This is a genomic window from Planktothrix sp. PLAVEN19ND (assembly GCF_057220675.1).
This window is the reverse complement of record NZ_CM170132.1, coordinates 4,381,592-4,404,053: the sequence shown is the minus strand read 5'-3', so window position 1 is coordinate 4,404,053 and position 22,462 is coordinate 4,381,592. Positions and strand designations below refer to the sequence as shown.

Annotated in this window: 18 protein-coding genes and 3 pseudogenes; 7 read left to right on the top strand and 14 right to left on the bottom strand. The window is 41.5% G+C overall.

Translation table 11 applies throughout. From position 1 onward, the window contains the following. Positions 1–122: 122 nt before the first annotated feature. From AC2D3N_RS18760 to yidD, 3 genes are read left to right on the top strand one after another with little or no spacing between them, the layout of a single operon-like run. Positions 123–974: a calcium-binding protein gene (locus AC2D3N_RS18760; protein ID WP_484691781.1), complete on the top strand. Its 852-nt coding sequence runs from the start codon at positions 123–125 to the stop codon at positions 972–974. A gap of 44 nt (positions 975–1,018) precedes the next feature. Continuing rightward, positions 1,019–1,912: a tRNA pseudouridine(55) synthase TruB gene (gene truB, locus AC2D3N_RS18755; protein WP_484691780.1), complete on the top strand. Its 894-nt coding sequence runs from the start codon at positions 1,019–1,021 to the stop codon at positions 1,910–1,912. A gap of 13 nt (positions 1,913–1,925) precedes the next feature. Next, positions 1,926–2,153 carry a membrane protein insertion efficiency factor YidD gene (gene yidD / locus AC2D3N_RS18750; RefSeq protein ID WP_369821821.1) on the top strand — a complete coding sequence of 76 codons (228 nt, stop codon included), beginning with the start codon at positions 1,926–1,928 and terminating at the stop codon, positions 2,151–2,153. Positions 2,154–2,223: 70 nt separating this feature from the next. On the opposite strand, the gene AC2D3N_RS18745 is transcribed toward yidD, so the two are convergent. Then, a complete protein-coding gene (locus AC2D3N_RS18745; RefSeq protein ID WP_484691779.1) occupies positions 2,224–3,129 on the bottom strand; it encodes a calcium-binding protein in 906 nt (301 codons plus the stop codon). Between the two features lie 688 nt (positions 3,130–3,817). On the opposite strand from AC2D3N_RS18745, the gene AC2D3N_RS18740 reads away from it, so the two are divergent. After that, a complete protein-coding gene (locus AC2D3N_RS18740; protein WP_200816676.1) occupies positions 3,818–4,882 on the top strand; it encodes a DUF1565 domain-containing protein in 1,065 nt (354 codons plus the stop codon). 264 nt (positions 4,883–5,146) lie between these two features. On the opposite strand, the gene AC2D3N_RS18735 is transcribed toward AC2D3N_RS18740, so the two are convergent. From AC2D3N_RS18735 to AC2D3N_RS18705, 7 genes and pseudogenes are all read right to left on the bottom strand, one after another. Beyond that, on the bottom strand, positions 5,147–5,443 hold the full coding sequence (locus AC2D3N_RS18735; RefSeq protein WP_079676797.1) for a DUF3493 domain-containing protein: 297 nt from the start codon (positions 5,441–5,443) through the stop codon (positions 5,147–5,149). A gap of 37 nt (positions 5,444–5,480) precedes the next feature. Then, positions 5,481–6,713, bottom strand: coding sequence for a DUF445 domain-containing protein (locus tag AC2D3N_RS18730; protein WP_079676761.1), 1,233 nt, complete (start codon positions 6,711–6,713; stop codon positions 5,481–5,483). Then, a complete protein-coding gene (gene ubiE, locus AC2D3N_RS18725) occupies positions 6,697–7,473 on the bottom strand; it encodes a bifunctional demethylmenaquinone methyltransferase/2-methoxy-6-polyprenyl-1,4-benzoquinol methylase UbiE (RefSeq protein WP_079676762.1) in 777 nt (258 codons plus the stop codon). The genes AC2D3N_RS18730 and ubiE overlap by 17 nt, the downstream gene beginning before the upstream one ends. A gap of 72 nt (positions 7,474–7,545) precedes the next feature. Then, the gene (locus AC2D3N_RS18720; protein ID WP_079676763.1) at positions 7,546–8,487 is read right to left on the bottom strand and encodes a response regulator; all 942 of its coding nucleotides are present in this window, start codon (positions 8,485–8,487) and stop codon (positions 7,546–7,548) included. A 222-nt stretch (positions 8,488–8,709) separates the two neighbouring features. Next, a complete protein-coding gene (locus AC2D3N_RS18715) occupies positions 8,710–9,237 on the bottom strand; it encodes a hypothetical protein (RefSeq protein WP_484691778.1) in 528 nt (175 codons plus the stop codon). A gap of 12 nt (positions 9,238–9,249) precedes the next feature. Further along, positions 9,250–9,546: pseudogene (ssb, locus tag AC2D3N_RS18710) on the bottom strand (single-stranded DNA-binding protein); the annotation flags it as partial. A 108-nt stretch (positions 9,547–9,654) separates the two neighbouring features. After that, positions 9,655–11,082, bottom strand: coding sequence for a reverse transcriptase N-terminal domain-containing protein (locus AC2D3N_RS18705; protein ID WP_484691777.1), 1,428 nt, complete (start codon positions 11,080–11,082; stop codon positions 9,655–9,657). Between the two features lie 985 nt (positions 11,083–12,067). Here AC2D3N_RS18705 and AC2D3N_RS18700 point away from each other — a divergent pair. Next, positions 12,068–14,104, top strand: coding sequence for a serine/threonine-protein kinase (locus AC2D3N_RS18700; protein ID WP_079676767.1), 2,037 nt, complete (start codon positions 12,068–12,070; stop codon positions 14,102–14,104). Positions 14,105–14,215: 111 nt separating this feature from the next. On the opposite strand, the gene AC2D3N_RS18695 is transcribed toward AC2D3N_RS18700, so the two are convergent. Then, complete coding sequence (locus AC2D3N_RS18695; RefSeq protein ID WP_484693775.1) at positions 14,216–16,162, bottom strand: iron uptake porin; 1,947 nt, start codon at positions 16,160–16,162, stop codon at positions 14,216–14,218. A gap of 163 nt (positions 16,163–16,325) precedes the next feature. Beyond that, positions 16,326–16,724: pseudogene (locus tag AC2D3N_RS18690) on the bottom strand (phosphatase); the annotation flags it as partial. On the opposite strand from AC2D3N_RS18690, the pseudogene AC2D3N_RS18685 reads away from it, so the two are divergent. Both AC2D3N_RS18685 and AC2D3N_RS18680 read left to right on the top strand, forming a co-directional pair. Continuing rightward, positions 16,724–16,861: pseudogene (locus AC2D3N_RS18685) on the top strand (IS701 family transposase); the annotation flags it as partial. The pseudogenes AC2D3N_RS18690 and AC2D3N_RS18685 overlap by 1 nt on opposite strands. A gap of 170 nt (positions 16,862–17,031) precedes the next feature. Beyond that, a complete protein-coding gene (locus tag AC2D3N_RS18680) occupies positions 17,032–17,493 on the top strand; it encodes a pentapeptide repeat-containing protein (RefSeq protein ID WP_484691776.1) in 462 nt (153 codons plus the stop codon). A 157-nt stretch (positions 17,494–17,650) separates the two neighbouring features. Here AC2D3N_RS18680 and AC2D3N_RS18675 read toward each other — a convergent pair whose 3' ends face one another. The 4 genes from AC2D3N_RS18675 to metK form a co-directional block, all read right to left on the bottom strand. Next, entirely contained in the window at positions 17,651–18,004 is a 354-nt protein-coding gene (locus AC2D3N_RS18675) for a hypothetical protein (RefSeq protein WP_484691775.1), read from the bottom strand. 88 nt (positions 18,005–18,092) lie between these two features. Further along, positions 18,093–18,584 carry a phosphoribulokinase gene (locus AC2D3N_RS18670; protein ID WP_484691774.1) on the bottom strand — a complete coding sequence of 164 codons (492 nt, stop codon included), beginning with the start codon at positions 18,582–18,584 and terminating at the stop codon, positions 18,093–18,095. 139 nt (positions 18,585–18,723) lie between these two features. Next, the gene (locus AC2D3N_RS18665) at positions 18,724–20,517 is read right to left on the bottom strand and encodes a sensor histidine kinase (protein ID WP_484691773.1); all 1,794 of its coding nucleotides are present in this window, start codon (positions 20,515–20,517) and stop codon (positions 18,724–18,726) included. A gap of 482 nt (positions 20,518–20,999) precedes the next feature. Continuing rightward, positions 21,000–22,259 carry a methionine adenosyltransferase gene (gene metK, locus AC2D3N_RS18660; RefSeq protein ID WP_484691772.1) on the bottom strand — a complete coding sequence of 420 codons (1,260 nt, stop codon included), beginning with the start codon at positions 22,257–22,259 and terminating at the stop codon, positions 21,000–21,002. Positions 22,260–22,462: the final 203 nt, after the last annotated feature.

The following is a 22,462-nucleotide window of genomic DNA, read 5'->3' as shown; positions in this document are numbered from 1 at the left end:
GTGCTACAGACCAGATAATTAGCTATCTAGTCATGGGTTTCAAGGCTTAAACTAATTATATTCGATTAATCCTTTGTCCCTGTATAGGCAAAATTTCAGATCAACCTAGTTTTGAACCTATTATGACATCTGCATTTGATCCGAATTTAGTTTTTTTGTTATACGACAACACCTTACCTGGGGACACCTTGACCAATGGTAACACAACGGTTCCCGGAGGTGATAGTACCGTTTCTGGCAGTACGGGGGGAAACAGCAGCTTGAGTGGAAACCAGATTCCCCAAATCACTGATACCTTGGGTGCTAGTCTGACGGGAACTGCGGCTGCGGATATTATGCGAGGAAATATCGGCCGCGACAGTTTGTATGGCGGCGGAGGTGGAGACACAATTTTTGGTGATGACGGCGAAGATTTAATCGATGGGGAAGCTGGAAATGATTATATTAATGGGAATCAAGGTCGGGATTCTATTCTCGGTAGTGATGGGGATGATACCCTGTTTGGAGGGAGAGGAGCAGATACTTTAGAAGGTGGCAATGGCAAAGATTTACTATCGGGAAATAACGATAATGATCTGTTGACCGGAGGGGATGATAATAATAATACCCTGTATGGTGGAGCCGGAGATGATTGTCTGGTTGGAGGAAATAAAGATGATTTTTTATCCGGCGATCGCGGTCAAGATATTTTAGTCGGGGGTGACGGAAAAGATACTTTCTTTATTTCGGTTAATTCTGGCAGTGGAAATCCGGCTTTAGCTGATATTATTTTAGACTATAATCAAAATGATGATGTCATTTTACTACCCAACGATTTGACCTTTAGTAAATTAAAATTTGAAACAGACAGCTTGAATGGAGTTAACGGTTTATTAATTCGGACAGATGATCGAGATAACCCTACTTACCTAGCGTTTATTCCTGGTTTTACAGGCAATTTAACATCGGGAAATTTTAAATCTCTACCGCAATAAATCCCAGGATAAAACCACCTTTTAGGACAGGAAATTTAATAACAATGTACGGGTTTCTCAACCTTAATAAATCTGCCGGATTCACCTCCCATGACTGTGTGGCGCGAGTGCGTCGAATCTTAAAATTAAAACGGGTCGGACACGCGGGAACCCTCGATCCCGCAGCTACAGGAGTATTACCAATAGCCCTGGGAAAAGCCACTCGTTTATTACAATTTCTCCCCTCTAATAAGGCCTATCACGCTAAAATTAAATTCGGTGTCACAACAACCACCGATGACTTAGAAGGAGAAACCTTAACCGTTCAATCTGTACCCGATTTACAACTTGAACAAATTCAAGCAATTCTCCCTCAATTTATTGGTAAAATTGAACAGATTCCCCCTATTTACAGTGCAATTCAGGTTCAAGGAAAACGCCTATATGATTTAGCTAGAAAAGGAGAAATTATTGAAGTTCCCAGTCGAACAGTAGAAGTTTTTGATCTGAAAATTCTTAACTGGTATCCGGGAGAATTTCCCGAATTAGAAATTGCGATCGCCTGTGGTTCAGGAACCTATATTCGCTCCATCGCTCGGGATTTAGGAGCTATACTTAATACCGGAGCCACCTTAGCTAATTTAATTAGAACCCAAAGCAGTGGTTTTGATTTAGAAAATAGTCTAACCTTGGAAACCTTAGAAACTCAGGTTCAGGAGCAAACTTTTTCTCCCCTATCCCCCACAATTGCCTTAAATCATTTAACAACAATTATCCTCAGTTCTGAATCAACAAAACGTTGGTTTCAAGGACAATCTATTGTTATGGATAATTATATAATAGAAGACCATCCCGTAAGTGTCTATGATCAAAATAACCAACTCTTAGGAATAGGAAAATTAATCGAAACTTCTGATCAAATTCTCCTGGCTCCTCAAGTTGTTCTCACTGAAAACTAACCATTTTTTTAATATGATTAAAACCCTATTTATTACCCTAATTAGAGGCTACAAACTTTTAATTTCTCCCCTATTTCCCCCCGCTTGTCGCTTCCACCCCACCTGTTCCCAATATGCCATTGAAGCCATAGAAACCTTTGGAGTTATTCCAGGAAGTTGGTTAGCTCTCAAGCGAATTTTACGCTGTCATCCCTACCATCCAGGGGGGTATGATCCCATTCCTCCTAAACCCGAAGATTAGATTAGGCCGTTAAATAAATAAAAAAAGGGTAGTTGTCTACCCCTAATTCTGAATTACTACAAGTCAAGACTTAGAATAGTTCAAAGTCACTGGCTTTCAGAGCAGGATTATTGACAAATGTAGCTACTTCTTGTGCAACACCACCAGTGACGAAGTATAACTTTCCGGTGTTGGTGTCATACTGCAGTTTAGTTGCACTGCCAGGATTAGCAGGATTGAAGCCAGGAAGGGTGTCGAATTCAGTGGCTTCTACAGTGACACCCAGGGCAGAGAACACACTAGAAGATAAGGCAATCTTGTCTGATCCCGATACGAAATCAACCACTACGTCAGCATTAGCACTGCCAACTTGAGTAAAGGCGAAGGTATCACTTCCGGCATTACCAGATAGGTTGTCATTGCCTTTGTCTCCAGTAATGAAGTCATTACCGTCTCCACCAGCAATTACATCATTTCCTTGACCACCATAGATGGTATCGTTTCCGGCACCACCATAGAGGCTGTCATTACCCTCTTCACCCCAGATGATATCATTGCCTTCACCACCATCAATTAGGTCATTGCCTTCACCACCACCAAGGATATCATTGCCAGCACCACCGGAAATCGTATCGCTTCCTAGGTCACCAAAGACGGTATCATCTCCATCACCACCATAGATCAGGTCATTGCCAGCACCTCCAGCAATGAAGTCTTTGCCTCCTAGACCATAGATGGTGTCATTTCCTGGGTTCCCGTAAAGTTCATCGGTATCGGTGTTGCTACCATAGATTAGGTCATCGCCATCGAAACCATAAATAACAACAGGAGCTGCGGCTCCAGCCGATAGAGTATCGCTAAGGCCAGCACCTTGAATTAACTTGGTGTCAGCCGTACCTGAAATGCTATTAGCCTTACCTGGTACACCATTTTGGGCAACTCCGCCCCCTGCTAGTGTTACTGATGTTACGCCGCTGGATGTTACTACTTCAGACATTTAAGTGCTCCTCACTTGAGTTAAATAATGTTAGCGTTTTGATTTTTTGGGGATTCTACAATAGGAACTTAGTTACTGGTAGCTTTAGAATTAAACTTCAAATTACCAGAGATTCCAGTCGTTCAATGAACACCACGCTCAGTTTATCCTAAAGAGAACAAACAATCCAGTGCATTTTAACAGAAAAAGGGACGATGTTGGAAATTGAACAAAGTCCATCTCTTGTAGGTGCAAACAATGGTTTGACACCACCGACTAGAACCCATTGGAGTGAAGCCAAGCACCCGTCAGTAATGAGTAAAAAAATATCGTATCAGCTTAACAGAAGTGTCAAGAAAATAGCAAGAGATTGAAAAATTTCTATTTTGGCGTTAAATGCACACAACCGGAATATGCCCTGATCTCACATCCGTTCTTGGGTTCGGCTAAACTACCTATCGCTTGATGTGAAATGATTGACCGCCCGACGGTAGCAAAGGAGTCGTGGATACAAGGGTTTTTTGACACCCCTGTTTAGAACTGTCTTCCTGGCACCGACCTAGAACCGGACGTAAGAACAATCTGGCTTCTCTGACTCACCTGGCGATTGAGAAGTTCCCAACAGAATCACCATTTTATTTAGGAAAACCGAATTGATTGATCTGAATCGGCTAAAATGCTTGAAGTTAAACGAATCCCAGCGATATCTATGTCACATCAACAGGAGCCGATGCAACGATTAATTTTACTCTACCAAGGGAATCGACACCCCAGCCCCCAGGGGTTAAGAGGATGGGCAACGATCATTTTAGGATTAGGGCTGATATCAGGAATGGGAAGTCCTGTTTTGGCTCATATCCCAGGGACTAGGCCCAATCCCCCATTAATGTCCCAAAATTTGGCTCAAAATTCAATTATTTATATCGATCCCAATACTGGACGTGATAGCGAAACTTCTACGGGAAGTCAAACTGGCCCCTATCGTTCGATTACCTATGCGCTGCAAAGGGTTCAATCAGGTACAGTGATTCAACTTAACCCAGGTACCTACAGTCAGGAAACCGGAGAAGTGTTTCCGATATCCCTGAAAGATGGGGTGACATTGCAAGGAGATGAAGCCACCAATGGACAAAATACGGTGATTATGGGTGGAGGAAATTTCGTTAGCCCTACTTTTGCACGACAAAATGCTACAATTAAAACCCAAGGAAATAGTCAAATTATCGGGGTCACAGTTACTAATCCCAATACTAGAGGAACGGGTTTATGGATAGAATCTTCTAGTCCTGTAGTCAGTGGCTGTACGTTTATTGAGAGTAAGCGGGATGGGATTTTTATTACTTCTGAAAGTAATCCTAAAATCCAGAGTAATATATTCACTCAAAATGCTGGAAATGGGATTTCAATTGCCCGTTCAGGAGCGGGAGAAATTCGGAATAATGTTTTTCAAAATACCGGATTTGGGATTTCAATTAATGATGATGCTTCTCCTACTATTATCGAAAATAAAATTATCGAAAATCGAGATGGAATTGTGATTTCTCACCAGGCTAAACCTATTTTACGAAATAATTTAATTGAAAATAATGAACGAGATGGAGTGGTTGCGATCTCTCAAGCTCAACCAGATTTAGGCACAACCGCCAGTCCTGGTCAAAATATTATTCGGACTAATGGTCGCTATGATGTCTATAATGCCACCCGCGGTTATACTATCACCGTGATTGGAAATGAAATCGATCAAACCCGGGTCTCCGGTGCAGTAGAGTTCTGAAAACAAAAAGCCAGCTTCCAACTGAGGGAAGCTGACCTTCATATTTTTATATGTAGATTTGTTATGTTTAGGGTCTTTATAAAAGCTGACCCCATTTGAGCGATTAAATCGGATTTATGCTTAAGGTCTGATAAAAGCTGACCTCAATTGATTAACTATATATAATCATGCCAGGGATCAAGGCAAAACCTTGATTTCTTAATATTTTTTTTATTTTCTTTTGTTTGCGTCTTGTGTCGGTAGATTGAGAAATATGTAGTTGTGTTACTTTGGGCCTGATGGACGGCGACTGGCCTTTTGTTCCCAACGAAATAAGCCCACCATCAGGGCTACCACTCCCACCTGTAGGGCCAGGTTTGGTAAGGCCGAGGCAACATTCCGTCCGGCTAACAGTTGGGCGAAAAACACCACCGCACCAATAACACCCGAGGCTCCAAAACCAATATAAATAAATTGTCGTAAACCCCGATAAGGAGCCACGGCTTCCGCCTTCAAACGGGCATATTGTTCAGGACTCAGTTGGGAGTTTTGTTGAGAAGGATTTGATTTAGGAGTTGTCATATCAGTTGTCAGTTTATTACCCATTACCTATTTTTATCTATCTTAATATTAACAAAATTGTCTGAAATAACCCGATTATAACACCTAAAATTCCCCCTAAATTAACAATCGCCTGTAATTCACTTTTGACGATACCATTAATAGCAGCTTCCATATTTTCAGGAGAAGTTTCCTTGACTCGATTAATAATCACCTGATCGATGTTCAAAATCGGAATAACTTGAGCCATAATTTTTTCTATATCTCGTTCTAAATACCGTTCTAAAATTAAAGCTAATTCCTGACTGACTAATTCTAAAGATGTATTCATCACGGGAGAACTTTGTAGCCGTTTTAAAATCCAATTTGAAACATTATCCCAATCGATCGATTGACTTAACTCTTGAATCACATCAATACCTTGTTCTTGAATATAGGTTCTCACGGCATCTCCCATAGTTTTTCTTAACTGTTTGACGGTGGAAACAGGTAAATTTTGTAACGATATATTTTGTAACCACTCTTGTAGTCTTCCTCGTAATCCTAACGATTTAATTAATTCGGTTAATCGTCGATTAGTTTCCTCCTTTTCATCTAAACAAAAAGTTCTTAAACGAGTTAAACTATTTCTTAATCCCAATAAATTTGCTACCACCCAATAGGTGCCAGTGCTTTGTTCACGGAATCCTTCATCAATAATTGAAATATTTTTATCCGTGAGGAAATCAATTAAAGCCTGTCGCAATATTTCTGGAGTTAATACCACCTCTAAAAGCCATTTAGATAACTGTTGTGATTGTTGATCATTTAATTGAAATTCTAATAAAACTTGGTCAAAAATTTGATTAATTTGAGGAGCTAAAAAGTCATCTTTTCTGGCTAAAACCCTTAAAATTCTAGGTAAAGACTCTCCAATAAAATCGCGTAAAATTCCCGCTAAAATTTTAGCGGTTTTGGGTTCTGTATCCGCTTTAATTTGATCTAAAGCCAGTCTCAGAAACCAACTAATAGCGGCTTGCATCCGTTCAGTTTCGAGCAAACGACGCGCTAATTTTTGCAATTCTTCGGGAGTCAATAAAGACCCCATAATGGTATCAGAAATTCGTTTAGCTAAACGCTCTTGATTTCTAGGGATCAAACCGGGTGTAAACGGAACCCTTCGGCCATAAATCTGTATAGATCGATAGGGACGAAATAACATTTTAATGGCTAAATCATTGGTAAAATAGCCAATAATTCCACCCACTATTGGAGGCGTAATTAAAACCCACTGTTCAGAAAAATTGACCATTCTTATCGTAGCAGCCCACTAGGAAACCATTTGGCGCATTATTGCCTATTGCAGTGTTCCCTTTAGTTATTACTAATACCCCCATCATACCGCTTGCAATTGGGTAATGTGTTGCGGTTGAAAAGCCTGCTTGCTGTGCTAACCGAACTTGTTCTGTGCCGATCGGAAATTGATCTAAACTGGGGTTAATATAAGCATATTCTTCTCGAAGCCCGAATTGTTCAGCCGTCCGAACCACAAACTGCTGTAAATACCAATGTTGAAAAGTACGCAAGAGGGAACCCGCAGGGCGGTGAAAATCCAAAATCGCAGCTTTTGCCCCGGGTTTGAGTACCCGATGGAGTTCTTGAAGACTGCGGGGAATATCTACAACATTCCTTAAACCGTACCCCATGGTGGCACAGTCAAAGGTGTTGTCTGGAAACGGCAATCCCAATACATCCGCTTCTATCCAGGAAATCCCAGCTGTTGGAATGGTAAAAGGTCGGGGTCGATGCTGGGCAATTTCCAATTGACAACTGGAAAAATCGATCCCAAACACCTGTCCCGGCTCTCCCACCTGTTGTGCTAATAACAGCGCTAAATCTCCACTTCCACAACATAAATCCAAAGCGGTGTCTCCGGGTTTAGCCCCACTCCAGCCCACGGCCATTTTTTTCCAGATCCGATGTTGGCCTAAACTTAACCAATCATTTAACTGATCATAGACCGGGGCGATGCGATTAAAAATCTCTTGAATCGGGTTATTTTCCTGAACCATTCCTCTAGTTACCTGTTACCTGATGCCACAATTGGCCATTGTCTGTTCCCTGCTTCAAATTGAGTTTAGAGATTAATGTCCTAGGCTAATTAAAGCCAAAGCGATTTGTTGAGCCACTAAATGAACCGTTATCAAATCATCAGGACTCATCTGACAAGGCTGTTTCCATTGTACTGATAATAGACCGATTAGTTGTTCCCGATAGGTAATGGGAATATTGATATGGGCTTGAATTCCCGAACTTTGATAGTGAGCCAGAGTAGCTAAGGCGGGATCGATTGTAATATTAATCGATGCTTGTACCGTTCCGGTGGTTATGGTTTCCTGAACTAAAGGATCAATCTCTAACCAGTTTTCCACAACACCCGTGGAACTATAATGACCTTCTGTAGAAGTTAAGCGATTGTCTTTAATTTGTTGCAAAATACAAACATCGGCTCGGAACTGGGATGCGACGGCTGTACATAAGGTAGTGAATAAACTTTCTAAGGTCGTCGCCACTTGGGCAGCTGCCATAATCGTTGCTAACAGTTGGGTTTGAGCCTGAGCACGATTGAGTTCGGCGGTGCGTTGGTTCAGCAATTCATAGGTTTGGGCTGCTCTTTCTACAACGGCTTTGAGTTCATTGGGATCCCAGGGCTTGGTAATATATTTGTAGACCTGTCCCGAATTGATGGCATCCACCAAGTCCTCAATATCTGTAAATCCGGTCAAAATAATTCGCACGGTATTGGGGAACTCCGGTACAGTTTTGCTAAGAAACTCCGTACCTTTCATTTCTGGCATTCGCTGGTCGGAGATAATCACCGCCACTTCGCCTTCGGCCGCCAAAATTTCTAAAGCCTGACCCCCGCTTTCCGCCTTAAATACATTAAAGTTACGTCGAAATGTACGATAGAGCAGATCTAAATTATCCGGCTCATCGTCAACAACCAACATCTTAGGCTTTTTGGGTCTCTGATGGTTCATGAGTTGGCGCTTAACACTTTCTAGTTGGGGAATTTCAACTTCCATCTATACCGATACTTTTTGAAGAACGTTTAATAAATGTCAGACACAAAGCCCCATTACTTTAGGGGCAACGGTGCTACCTGCCTATTTTTCAAGTGTGTTCGGGTGCAGACCGATAAATTTGCCCCCTTTTCTAAGTGGGATATCAGGTTGGTTAATCCATTTTTTGTAAGAGCGAGGCACGCCTCGCCCCCACAGAGTTTATAGCAGGGGAAGACATTCTGGTTATAAAGAACCGAACCACACTAACCCGCCACTGATTAACAGTACGATGATTAAAGCAATCTCCAAAAATTGATTGTCCTGGCTCTTGACTCCATCCAAGTTATTTATAACCGGCGGAACCGAGGACTTGGGAATAGACCGAACGGTCGCAGGCGAATTGTTTTGAGATCGGGAATCTCCTTGGACATCCAGATGATCCAAATCAGGAATTTTTACAAATCCCTCTGGATCAATATAGAGTTTAGGAGCTTCTAGGACTTCGAGTAAACGACGAGCCTGTTGACGAGTGCCAGTATTCGGATGACGAGTCAACTGTTTGCATAGAGCAATCGCATCTTGCCTAAGACCCGAGGCTTCCAAGGCGGTGACTAACCACATTTGGATCTCTCCACCCAGACGGGAATTGGGTTCCACAGCCCGACTAGCCTGTTCTAAATATTGAACTGACTCTCGATAACGCCCCCGTTCAAAGGCAAACTGACCCGCTTGATATGCAATTTTAACCTGGTCTAAGGGTTCTTGAGCCACGGTTTTCCTTACTTAAAACTCATCATAGGTATTCCGAGGTGCGCCCTCATCCGAATCGCGCTTAGAACCCAATAAATCCAACTCATCAACCCGAATGACGGGTTTTGATCGTTGAGTTCCGGTATTACGATCTTGCCAATACTCAAACTTTAACACCCCTTTAATCCCAATTAAACTACCCTTACGGACATAGTTCGCTGCAACTTCTGCTGTTTTTCCCCAAATTTCCAAGTTAAACCAATCGGGCTGATCCGTTTTTCTCGTCCGACGGTTAACCGCCAAAGTTAAATTACAGACAACACTACCGGACTATTACAGTCGATAGAAACGTCACCGTTTCCACCTCTGGTTCAGAACCGTGCGTGAAAGTTTCCCCTCACACGGCTCCTCAATGACTTGGCTAGTTACAGTACCTATTTATGTGTTCAATGTCGCAACAGTTTTGATTTTACTTTTTTGGTGTTTCTCCAGAATAGACTTGTTATCCTGGGTACAGAATATCCAGCCTAATCCTCTGTTGACCCCCCAGTATTTCGAGACGACTTCGGTGTTATTTTGTCCGCGCCCCCTTCTGCTTTTTGCCCATCCTAATAATTTATGAAAGATGATGCTATCTATTTTATTGAAAGTTTCCTTGCTTGTTACCGTTGAGTAATATGCTGCCCATTCCCTGATTAGAGGATTGAGTGCGTTAATTACTTGTTCTTGGCTTGAAGTATGGTTCCTTTCCAATAAGTCATCAATCTTCCGTAGATGTTTTTGAATAGCTTCTTTACTGGGTTTTATGAGCGTTTTATATCCCCTTTTTCCTTCAGTCTCACCAACTGACCCACTTTGTTTATCACTACATGGGTATTGTCGGATATTAAAACCGAGGAAATCAAATCCCGTATTTCCTTCATGTGATTTGAAGGTGTGAGTAATTCGGGTTTTACTGGCGGTTATTCCCATTTCAGACAACCATTCTTCTATAACTGTTTTGGCTTCTAAAATTACTTCCAAGTCTTCATCCATGATCACAAAATCGTTAGCGTACCTGACAAAACTGATTGCTCGTTTTTGACTGGTTTTTCCGATTCTTCTGGAGAATTTGTTAGTAAGAATTTCTTCTAGGCCATGTAGGGCAATATTGGCTAATAATGGCGATATTACCCGATCTTGGGGAGTTCCTTCTTCCGTCGGAAATAGGTTATTACCGTCCATTACTCCAGATTTTAACCAGGCTTTCACCTGTCTTCTGAAGGTTGAGGAGGTTTGTAATTTCTCCAACAGTTTTGAATGGTTGATTGGGTCTGAACACTTTTCAATATCAGCATCTAGCACATACTTGGGTTTTTGTGCGATGTCATTGAAAATTGTCGCTATAGCGTCGCGTGCCGACCAACGGGGTCTGAATCCATAAGAGTTTGGCTCAAATTTTGCTTCCCACTCTGGTTCTAGTGCCAGTTTCATTAGGGCTTGTTTTGCTCTTTCTTTCATCGTAGGTATGCCCAGAGGTCTTTTTTCCTCTTTGCCCGGTTTTGGTATCCTTACCCGGTTTTTGGGTTGGGATGCGTCATTAAATCGCAACTCCTGGGCTAATTTTGTTTTCTGGTAATTACGAAGACGTTTTACCCCGTCTGCCCCAGATTTATTGTTACCCTGATTATCTTGAGTTACTTTTCTGACAGCCAAAATTTTGCCATACCACGAATGGGTCAACAGCCTTTGTAACCTATGGACTGCTTTGACATCACCACGTTCAGAGGCTTGATAGATTCTCTTTTGGAGCTTGAAAACGGATCTCTTGGCTTTTGCCCAGTTTATCGTTTCCCATTCATACATCGGTTGATTAACCGTGTCCATGACTTTTGTACCCTGACTTGATTGTCTATCTCCAAATCATTGTGATTCCGTCAGCATATCCTTTAGCTTTCCTAAAGGCGTTAGCTTCTGAATCAATCTCCCTTCTCGGTATCATGCGGCTGACTACCTGCTCAACCTTCGACCTTCGGTGAGAGATTACCGAGAAGTTATCTCGTTCCTAATTCCTGCTTTGCGATGAGGTTAGAGTCCTGCTATCCATCGGGTTTCTGTGGGGATGCCTCTGGGTCAAATTTCGAGTTGCCCAGCCCAAATCCCTTGCCTTTTGGCCCAGCCGATAACCTATGTAGGCTGTTATCAATAACGGTGGTTCAGTCACAGGTTCAGTTCCCTTACTCATGCTCATCTGGGCTAGAAGGGATTCCCTAATAGGTTTAGAGTTACCTCCGTTATGCCCCGCTTCACCAGTTTGGTAGTCATCCTCCCCAGTGGGGGCATTGCTTCGTCTTGCATCTAAACGGTGGGAATTGAATTGGTGAAGATTTTGTTAAGATTTGGATTGTACTTAACATTTCTTCAATATCTCACCCACTCAGGAATTAAGTTGTCAAGGTTCTGTAGTTACCTACGTTTCCTTGCAAGCGTCACACCATCAGGGTTTGATGGCTTTCCCACTTAACGAGTCGCACCGAAATATTTGACTTCTGGGTCGCCACCAGCGCGACCAACCAATGAAACAATATTTAGGCTCATAAGACAATGATCATGGAATAGTGGAAACTGAAGGTCTTCAGACCTTGGATGAAACCCAGGAATTAATGGAAGTAAATTCCTAGTATCTTTAAATTAATAACACAGTTGCCTACACCCAAGCACCGAATATTACTGAAGCTTTTTGGGTAGGGAGACCCCGCCCCTACAGGGATTTTATTTTTATGAGCCTCTATTTTTGTTGCTTTCGTGTCTGGAGTGCTATTATTATCACAGGTTTTCAAATTTTCAACCTAGATCTGGGTTCTCGATCAATGTGAGTTATTGCCTTAATCCTAAGTGTCCAAATCCAACTGATCCGGCAAACGAGAATCGGCGCACTTGCTGTCAATGTGGCTCAGAACTTTTGCTGGAAGGACGGTATCGTGTGATCAAACAACTGGGAGGAGGAGGTTTTGGCAAAACATTTGAAATTGATGATCAAGGCAAATGTAAGGTTGTAAAAGTTTTATTAAAAAACCATCCTAAAGCTGTCGCTTTGTTCAAACAAGAAGCGAAAGTTTTGAGTCAGCTTAATCATCCAGGAATTCCTAAAGTTGATCCCGATGGCTATTTTACCTATCTTCCCAAAGGGAGTGACGAAGCCCTTCACTGTTTAGTGATGGAGAAAATTGAAGGGCTAAATTTACAGGACTGGATGAAGGAACGAAAAAAAGAACCCATCAGTCAAGAACACGCTTTGGAATGGTTAAGACAACTAACTGAGATCCTGGAGCAAGTTCATAATTTGCAATACTTCCATCGGGATATTAAGCCTCAGAATATTATGCGGAAACCCAATGGACAATTAGTATTGATTGATTTTGGAACCGCCAGGGAAGTTTCGGGAACCTATATCGCTAAGGTAGAACAGGGGCAAAATGTAACTGGGATTGTTTCCCCTGGATATACACCCCCAGAACAAACGAATGGGAAAGCTGTTCCTCAATCCGATTTTTTTGCCCTGGGACGAACTTTTATTTATTTATTAACGGGAAAACCTCCCACTGCTTATCCAGAAAATCCTCGAACTGGAAAGTTATTATGGCGAAAGGGCGCGCCCAATCTTTCTGATCAATTTGCGGGAACTATTGATTTTTTGATGGCTCCTTTTCCGGGTAATCGCCCTCAGACTCCACAAGCAATCTTGAAATGTTTAGAAGATATTAGACCTCTAGGTGAGGAAAAAGAAGTTCCCCCGTCTTCCCCCACGGGCAAAAAGCAAGTCGAGCAAAACTGGAATAGTTGGTTTAATTTTTCTATTCCTAGACTGACATTTCCTAAAATTCAGCTTAAATATTTCTGGGTTTTGGGAACATCCTTAATGGTATTAACCGGAATTTATACACAGGTTGATGGTTATATCCGTTATGGATTTATTCCGGCTAATCCAATTTTAATTTTGAAAGGGTTGCCAGGCAGTATTTTTTTAGAGAGCTACGAACGAGCCGTTGGTGAAATTTATGCTATTGTCATTAGCCCCGATAATAAAACCCTGGCTGTGGGGAGTTTTGGGGCAATTAAAATTTGGGATTTAACAACAGATGTCAAACCACGAACAATTCCAGCCCATTCCAGTTGGGTCAAAGCCTTGGCTATTAGTCCCGACGGTAAAATTATAGCCAGTGGTAGTAATGATAAAACGATTCGTCTGTGGGGTTTGAAGAATGGAAATAGAATCCGAACGATTGAAGGACATACTGAAGGTGTAAATATAGTTATTTTTAGTCCTGACGGTCAGACCTTAGCTAGTGGCAGTGACGATAAAACGATTCTCCTTTCGCCTTTAAACACAGGATCTCGACAATTCAAATTTGCGGGTCATGAAGGCGCAATTCAGGCCCTGGCATTTAGTCCCGATGGTCAAACCCTAGCCAGTGGAGGTTCAGACCAAACAATTCGGTTATGGAATTTGGAAACAGGAACTCGCAAGCGGAGTATCTCAGGTCATGAAGGTACTGTTAATGCCCTGGTTTATCATCCAGACGGTAAAACCCTAATCAGCGCTGGTGATGATGGCACTATTCGGCTATGGAAACCAGATACGGGGGAACAAAAACAGGTCTGGAGAGCTAATAATAATCCTGTGAAGTCATTGGCGATCACCAAGGATGGTAAAACTTTGGTTAGTGGAGGTGATAGTGTGATTATTTGGGATCTAAAAACGGGCAAAAAACTGGCAACCCTATGGGGTCATGACAAGCCAATTAATGCTTTAGCAGTCAGTTCAAATGGCGAAGTTGTTGTTAGTGGCAGTGAAGATAAAACTATTAAAATTTGGCGCATGCCTCAGTCAGTTATTAGTAAAAAGTAACCCGCGTAAGAGTTTATATGATTATTAACCAATATATGCAATAAAAAAAATAGAGAGAAAACCAGAGTTTCTCCCTATTTTTGGTTGATGAATCGATTAAGTTATAACCTTTTAGAAACGGAATTGAGTCCGCAAAGTTCCGACCACGATTGTATTGTTGTTGCTATTGTGATCGGGGTTGGTTACGACATAAAAACCAGGAGTAATGGCGATGTAGTCGTTGATGGGATAGCGGTAGAAACCTTCAATGTGAATGGAGGTATCTTTATCTTCCAAAGCACTGATATCATGGCTGGTTACTTGAGGAGGCATACCGACAATTAAGCCACCTAAGCCACCTTCTTTCAGGATATCAGGGAATGCCAAAGAAACGGCCCAGTTAATAATGGTCGCACTGTCATTACCACCATTCTTTTGGTTAGCCCAGGTGGAACCAAACCAGCCACCCAACTCAAAGTTTTTGGAAATCCGCCAGTTGCCTTGTAACCCTACGTTTTCGCTGGTTGTAGCATTCTCACCAAAAGGTTTATTGGCAATCCAACTTCCTGTGCCTCCAGAGACAAACACACTACCATTGGTGAAGTAGCGGTGGTTATACTCTAAACCGATACCAATATTAGGATTGGGTTTAAACACCAATTGCAGACCTGTGGTATAGCCACCATTGAAGACACCATTTCCTTGGCTGGCAAACTCGGCTCGATCCGTGAGGTAGCCTAAATTGACTTTAAACTGATCACTGAAGGCATATTTCAGACCAACCCCAGTTCCATCTGGGCCACGGAAGGTTGTCGGGTTATACCGACCAAAGCGGGAAAGCGCCCCATCCCCAGAACCACCAAAAGGTGTTATGGAGTCATAGATATCATCACCGTTAAGACCCTTAGCTCCAATAAAGACATTGCCTTTACCATTACTGATAGGGTAGCGGTAGTACAATTCATCCAATACGACACCATTGTCGACACCATCGATGGCGGTACGACTCATCAAGGTATTGGTGATGTTGAAAGCAGACAGGTTAGGAATAGATTGAGCCTGTAAACGAGTTCTCAACAAATCCTGACCCGTGAAGCTGGTATCAAAGTTTAAACGAGCGCGGTAGCCAAAATAGGCTTCCGTTGGATCACTATCCTGGTGAGCGAACTGACCCACTACGTTATAAGTAGCCCGATCTCCGGCGGCGTCTCCACCCCAGAAGATGACTTCTCCACGCAGTTTAGTAGTGGTAGAGAATTGATTAGCTTCTAATTCGGCGGTTCTAGCTTCTAAGGCATAAACACGACCGCGCAGAGTGGCTAATTCCGCCGCAAATTCTTCTTGTAACCGTTGCAGAACGGCTAAATCTTCCCGGGTGACTAAATTGGCTACAGACGCCGCAATTAGTTCGTTAACCCGTTCTAAACAGGCATTTAAACCCGCCGCAAACTCAAAACGAGTCATGGCCCGGTTGCCTTTGAAGGTTCCATCGGGATAACCCGCGATACAACCATAGCGTTCAACCAAGGATTGCAAAGCCTGGAATGCCCAGTCTGTGGGTTGAACGTCCGATAATTGAGAAACTGAAGTGACTTGCTCTAGGGCATCGGCAGCTTCAGAATATTCGTTAATTTTTTCTAAGCCTGAGACGCTGGTTTCGCTCGGCTCGGTCGATGACATCTGAGCCACTTGGAACTCAGAAGCTTGAGCAGTTTGTAGTGGGGCCGAAGCCTCTGAAGTTGAGCTGTTTAACTGTTGAGCCGTGGCAACAGTCTGCGGTTTGTTTTCGTTTGTAGCCTCACCATTGACTAAATTGGTGGCTTCAACCGGAACATCAGGGGTCAAAGACAGGGCGAGTTGCTCTGTCTTTGACTCGGAATTGGCTTGATCTTGCAACTGAGTATCATGTCCAGAGGTCGAAACTGCACGGGCAGCTTCGACGGTGACGGTTGCCATATCTGTAGCATTTGCCAATTTCTCCGATGGAGCCTCAGTTGCTAAGGCTGCATTAGTTAAGAGAATAGCCGCTCCCAGAATGCCTGGACTATGCTTTAGAGTGTTCAATAAAACTTTGTTCATCATCTCAATTCTCACACCGACACTTAAAATACCACAAAGCAAGGGAGTCCCCAGCTCGACTGAACCAATAGTATCATATCTTAACTAGAGTTTTTCCAGAGTCAAGTGGGGGAACAAAAGTTAAGACTGGTTTTTTACCGGATTCAATCGGTATAACCCAGACTTAGAGAGGGTTTGGCTTTTCCAAAATAGGTTGATAATTTATCCGTCGAATTGCGACTAATGAGGGTTTAGGGGGATCGTTGGGTTGCTTACCGGGCCAGTTTGAACCCAAAGGAACTTGACGAGTTTGGATAAATTCTTCCCTTTGGGTGGTTTGTACAGCAAAGGAGAAACCAAAGGGAATTATTGCCATACAGACCCAATAAATCTGTGCCATCTAAGGGTTGTTGGTTGTCGCTTAGACGGCCTGGGGCAACGGGCTGATGCTGTTGGCTGGTGGCAATATCCGAACCATCCATAAATTCCCGAGCGCATCAAGGGCTAAATTATCGGGGTTGGAAAATCCTAAACCCCCTTGGGTGACTTCTCCTCCGGTGGCGACCATTTCCCATCGAAAGGTCATCAATCGAACAAAAACCGGGAAAGCTAATCAAAATAAATAAATTTCCCTCCTATAAAAAGGTCAAACTATTTCGGGTTACTGTTTCTGCCAACAGAACGGAATATGTAGCCACAAATGCTTTAAATCAGTCTTCAATAGATGAAGTCATCTTTCACTTGATTACTTCTTTGATATACACTGAAAATTAGAATAAAAAGCCGTCGCTCAACGACGGGGTTTTAAACCCATTTTTCTGATAAAGGATTTGATTGTAAAGTGGAGCGGTAAACAGATGATCAGACTTGGGAAATTCATGGTTTTAATAGTGGCTACAGTGCTATTGGCTTTTCCTGTTCCCTCCTGGGCGACAAACAATCCAGCCCATCTGTTTTTTAGTCATAGTTTGCTACAGGGACGAGATTTTTCTAATCAGTCTTTACCTGCGGCTGAATTCGCTAATTCCAATATGGAGTTAGCTAAATTTGATCATTCAGATTTAGAAGGTGCTATTTTTAGTAAAGGGCTTCTAACGAAAGCCAGCTTAAAACAAGCAAATTTAACTTATGCAATGTTAGATCAAGCTGATTTTACCGAAGCTGATTTAAGTGATGCGGTATTAGTTGAAGCATTATTTTTAGGATCAACCTTTCGTCATACAAAAATTACGGGCGCTGATTTTAGCGATGCCATACTAGATCGAGAACAAATTCGACAATTGTGTGAAGTTGCCAGTGGGGTAAACTCAACTACTGGGGTAGCAACTCGTTCCTCTTTGGGATGTCGATAAACCTGATAAAACTCAGGGAAATAATCCTATTGTGATTAAGAATTTTTGGGTTATTTCCCCTAATTTCAAACTCAATATAAACTCACTGTATTTTGATATAATCAATAATAATTTCTCCTGTTAAAGAAATTTTACTCAACTCAAAATTACAGTTTAACTAAACTAATTTAGTCGCTTTAATCATGTGATAGGCAATTAATAATTGGGTTAAAGCTAGGGGATAACTTTGTATGATTTCTCCGGTTGTACCCGCTAAAATTCCCAAATTTTGATTACCTCCAGAACTACAGAAATTTTTCAAACTTGGTAATTCATTACAAAGCATCATTTCTAATGCGTTGACTTGTTCTAGGGTGGCGTGACTATCAATTTCTAGGACATCTACTGGTTTACCCATATCTCGATCTAATCCCAGACGCACAGTTTCAATATGATGACCACTTTGTTGATCTAAAATTTCACTAAAATCTGGATGGGGAATGGTCGGACGCAAAACTAAACGCACGTTCAAATTAATTCCATTTTCATCACCATCTGGATGATAAAAGGTAACAACTACATCGGCTGATTTTCGTTGAGGACGAATAAATGCTTCTGAGTCAGGTTTCTCTTTGTTTTAAGGCAAGAATTACATCTTCTTCGCTGTAACCCCGTTTCATTGTATCTCGTTTAATTTTCCATTGAGATCGTAGGGATTCAGGAGGAGCTAAATAGACTTTAACATCATAATTATCCCGAATTCCACGGGTAGAATAACCCAGTAAACCTTCCACGATTACAAACCGATTGGGTTTAATATATTCAGGAGGTTCAAAAGTTCCATGATGATGATTATAAATCGGTTTTAGAATCGGTTGTCCTGTTCTTAATAAAGTTAGATGTTGCTGCATAATATCCAGATAGTTACAATCTGGATTTAAAGCCGTGATATCCATTTCGGCACGTTGTTTACGATCATAACGATGATAGTCGTCAGTACAAATTACCGTTACATTTTCTTCACCCAAGACTTGAGCAATTCCTCGTGTCAAGGTTGTTTTTCCGGCGGCACTGTCTCCAACAATACCTAAAATAATCGGGCGATGTGTCATCTCAAACCTCATGCAAAAATTGACGGCAGAAACTCGACTCAAAGTTTTAAACTACTTCCCAAAAAATGGGAATTAATATAAATTAGACTCATACTAACATGATAGATGCGACTTGATAAAATCGGGTGTCTTGATTTCTCTATATTTTCTCAGGGGATATTTCTGGTGATGAGCCTAGGTCAACGGTCAGTGAAGATCGCAAAGAAGCATTAAAAGTTGACCCATATCCAACCTGACTTTTCAGTAATTTTAAATCCCCTCCCATCATTTTGCAAAAATGACGACTAATGGCTAAACCTAATCCCGTCCCTCCGTATCTGCGGGCTGTTGAATTATCCGCTTGAATAAAAGCCTCAAAAACATATTTTTGTTGCTCTTCAGGAATCCCAATCCCCGTATCTTGAATACAAAAATTAATCTGATAATGTTGTAAAGAATTAGAAGTTAAATCTCCGGGATTTAAATAATCTAAAGGGGGATCAATTACTTCACGGGTTATAGTTAATGTAATTTGACCTTGCTGTGTAAATTTTGCCGCATTGCTAAGTAAATTAAATAAAACTTGCCTCACCTTTGTTGAGTCAGAATAAATAAGATTTAAACCAGGATCGTAATTGAGAATTAAAACATTATCATTCTGATTAACTAAGGGTTTAACCGTAGAAACAACACTTTCAATTAAATCTTTTAGATCAAAAGTTTCTAAATACAATTCCATGCGTCCGGCTTCAATTTTTGATAAATCCAAAATATCATTAATTAAAGACAGTAAATGTTTCCCTGCTGTATTGATCATTTCTAAATCCGTGACGAATTCATCCTGACCTAAATCTTTTGCGTCTTCAGCCAGCATTTCACTATAGCCTAAAATAGCGTTTAAAGGTGTTCTTAACTCATGACTCATATTAGCTAAGAATTGGCTTTTTGCCAGGTTAGCAGATTCGGCTGAATTCTTTGATTGTTCTAACTGCTGAGTGCGTTGGTCAACTTGTTCAATTAAGTAGTTAACTGAGTTAGCTAAGGAATAGATTTCATGAATATTAGTCTGGGAAGAAACTCGAAGATTATAGTTAGACTCCTGGGCAACTTGTTCCGCTACTTGCTGTGTCAAACTTAAAGGCTGAGTAATTGAATGGGTGGTTTTTATAGCTGTGAGTACAGAAATCAAAACTGATAAAAATGCACTAATTACAATAATTAAATTTTGTAAATTTCGAGCATTTTTCATCGAAATTTCACTCATTTTTTCCTGTTTTTGAGCTTCTTTTAACCAATCTTTTAGCTGATTATTTAGCTTTTCCAAAGTTTGAATAGATTGCTGATTAGATAATAATTTTAATGATTCATAAACTCCTTGATTTTTTGAATTTTCCGATAAATTAGGTGAAATTTGTTTTAAGGTATTAACGGTTTTAACATAAGTTTTTAAACTATCTTTATAGGTTATGAAAAATGATTTTACAACCGTTGGTTTCGCCACTAACCAGCTGGGATTTTGATCGATAAAATCTTCAATTTGAACCACAAGCTGTTCAATTTCAGTTAAGTTATGGCGGATATTTTTTTGCTCCTGATTCCAAATTTTAGCCTGATCTGCAGAAGATATTAAGTGATAACTTTGCAATTGTATATTGAGAACTGCTGTATTAAAGTGATTGAAAAGTTGTGCTTGTCGGTGAGCATCAGATAATTGGTAGTAGGCTTGTTTTTGGTAAATATCCGCTAGTAGTAATCCCGTAATTGAACCGATAAAACCAATAGCAATGGCTAAAAAATAGCCATACCCAATTTTTTGATAAATAAACCAACGATACCCCGAATGCTTATTCCATCGAAAGGGATTATGTTGTCTGATATAATCCTTGAAAGAATTGGCTACAAAGATTTTAGTATCTTGGTTCGTTGCGTTAGATTTTAAGTCTTCAGATGGCATCAGCCTATACTCCCATTCCCTCCCATGTTACGTTTGACTAAAGAACATTTTCTTGGTTCATCTTGTTAAACCTTAACCCTTAGATTTTCAAGTCATATAACCTTATCTGGGTTTGACAGAACCCATTTTGAGTTTAGGGTTTGACCCCCTAACTACAATTGTGACATGGGTTTGTTATTGTTACTACTGTTCTCAGTCATTAAATATAGCAACCGTCAAGGTAGTTAGGACAATTTAGAAGCTGTCATCCAGCCAGAAAGCAGCGAATCCATATCCTAAGTGTGATGGCGACTGCTTTAATTCAATAAAAATGTGAAAAACCCTCCAGATTTTACTGAAGGGTGATAAGACAGCAATATTAAATACTTTAGTGGGTTTAAAAATCAGTAGCGGTTTTCCCGAACCCGACGGGGGCAATTTTTTTGGCAAACCGACCCCTGGCTGTCACCATCATTAACCTCAGCCACAAAAAATGGTAACTACTATCCAAGGGCAGCAACAGGTTGCAGTAAGGCTGCTTTGAGTAATTCCGCCTTATCGGTTTTCTCCCAGGGTAAATCTAAGTCTATCCGACCTAAATGACCATAAGCAGCCAAATCTTGAAAGAAACGACCCTTCCGCAGACCAGGTAATTTTTGTAAATTAAACTCTTGAATCATTCCCGCCGGACGAAGTTCAAAGTTGGCTTGTACAGCTTCAAGCAATTTGTTTTCATCCACCTTAGAAGTTCCAAAGGTTTCAATCAAAATGCTCACCGGTCGAGCCACCCCAATTGCATAGCTCAACTGAACTTCACACTTATCAGCTAACCCCGCAGCCACAATATTTTTCGCCACATAACGGCAAGCATAAGCCGCGCTGCGGTCTACTTTCGTGGGATCTTTACCTGAAAACGCGCCACCACCATGACGGGAATAGCCACCATAGGTATCGACAATAATTTTGCGACCCGTTAACCCAGAGTCCCCTTGAGGGCCACCAATTACAAATTTACCCGTTGGGTTCACCAAAAAGCGAGTTTGGTCATCGGGTTTGACGGCAATATCCTCAAATACAGGTTGAACAACAGCAGACCAGAGATCGGCTTTGATTTTTTCTTGTACTGCCGCTGCATCGGTAATATCCCCAATCGTCTCGGTATGTTGAGTCGAGACTAGAATAGTATCAATTCCCACGGGACGATCATCTTCATAGATCACGGTCACTTGGGTTTTACCATCAGGACGTAAATAGGGAAGTGTCCCGTTTTTCCGTACCGCTGCCAATTGCCGAGCAATCCGATGGGCTAAACTGATCGGCATGGGCATCAGTTCTGGGGTTTCATTGCAGGCAAAACCGAACATAATCCCCTGATCCCCGGCACCAATCGCATCAAGTTCTTGGTCGCTTAACAGTTCTCTGGCTTCGTGGGCTTGGTTTACCCCCTGGGCAATATCGGGAGACTGTTTATCTAGGGCAATTAGAACGGAGCAGCTACTCGCAGAAAAGCCGTTATCTGCATCAACATAACCAATTTCCGCAATTTTTTTCCGAGCTAAATCAATATAGTTAATTTGCGCGTTGGTGGTAATTTCACCGGTGATCAACACTAAGCCCGTATTGACAACCACTTCTGCGGCCACACGGCTTTTAGGATCGACCGTTAATAAGGCATCTAAAATCGTATCGGAAATTTGATCGCAGATTTTATCGGGATGGCCTTCAGTAACGGATTCAGACGTAAACAGGTAACGGCGAGACAATAATCATTCCTCCTTATCTTCGAGTGAGATTGATTCAGTAGAACCGGATTGAAATTACACTACTACAGGATCATCTCTTAATTCTCATCAAATCCGCAATTTCACTTTCACCGATCAGACGGATTATATTATAGAAAGTTGCGACGATCAGCAAGTATACAGGGGTTATTCCCAATTTACCGAAAATTATGGGTTTAAAGCCC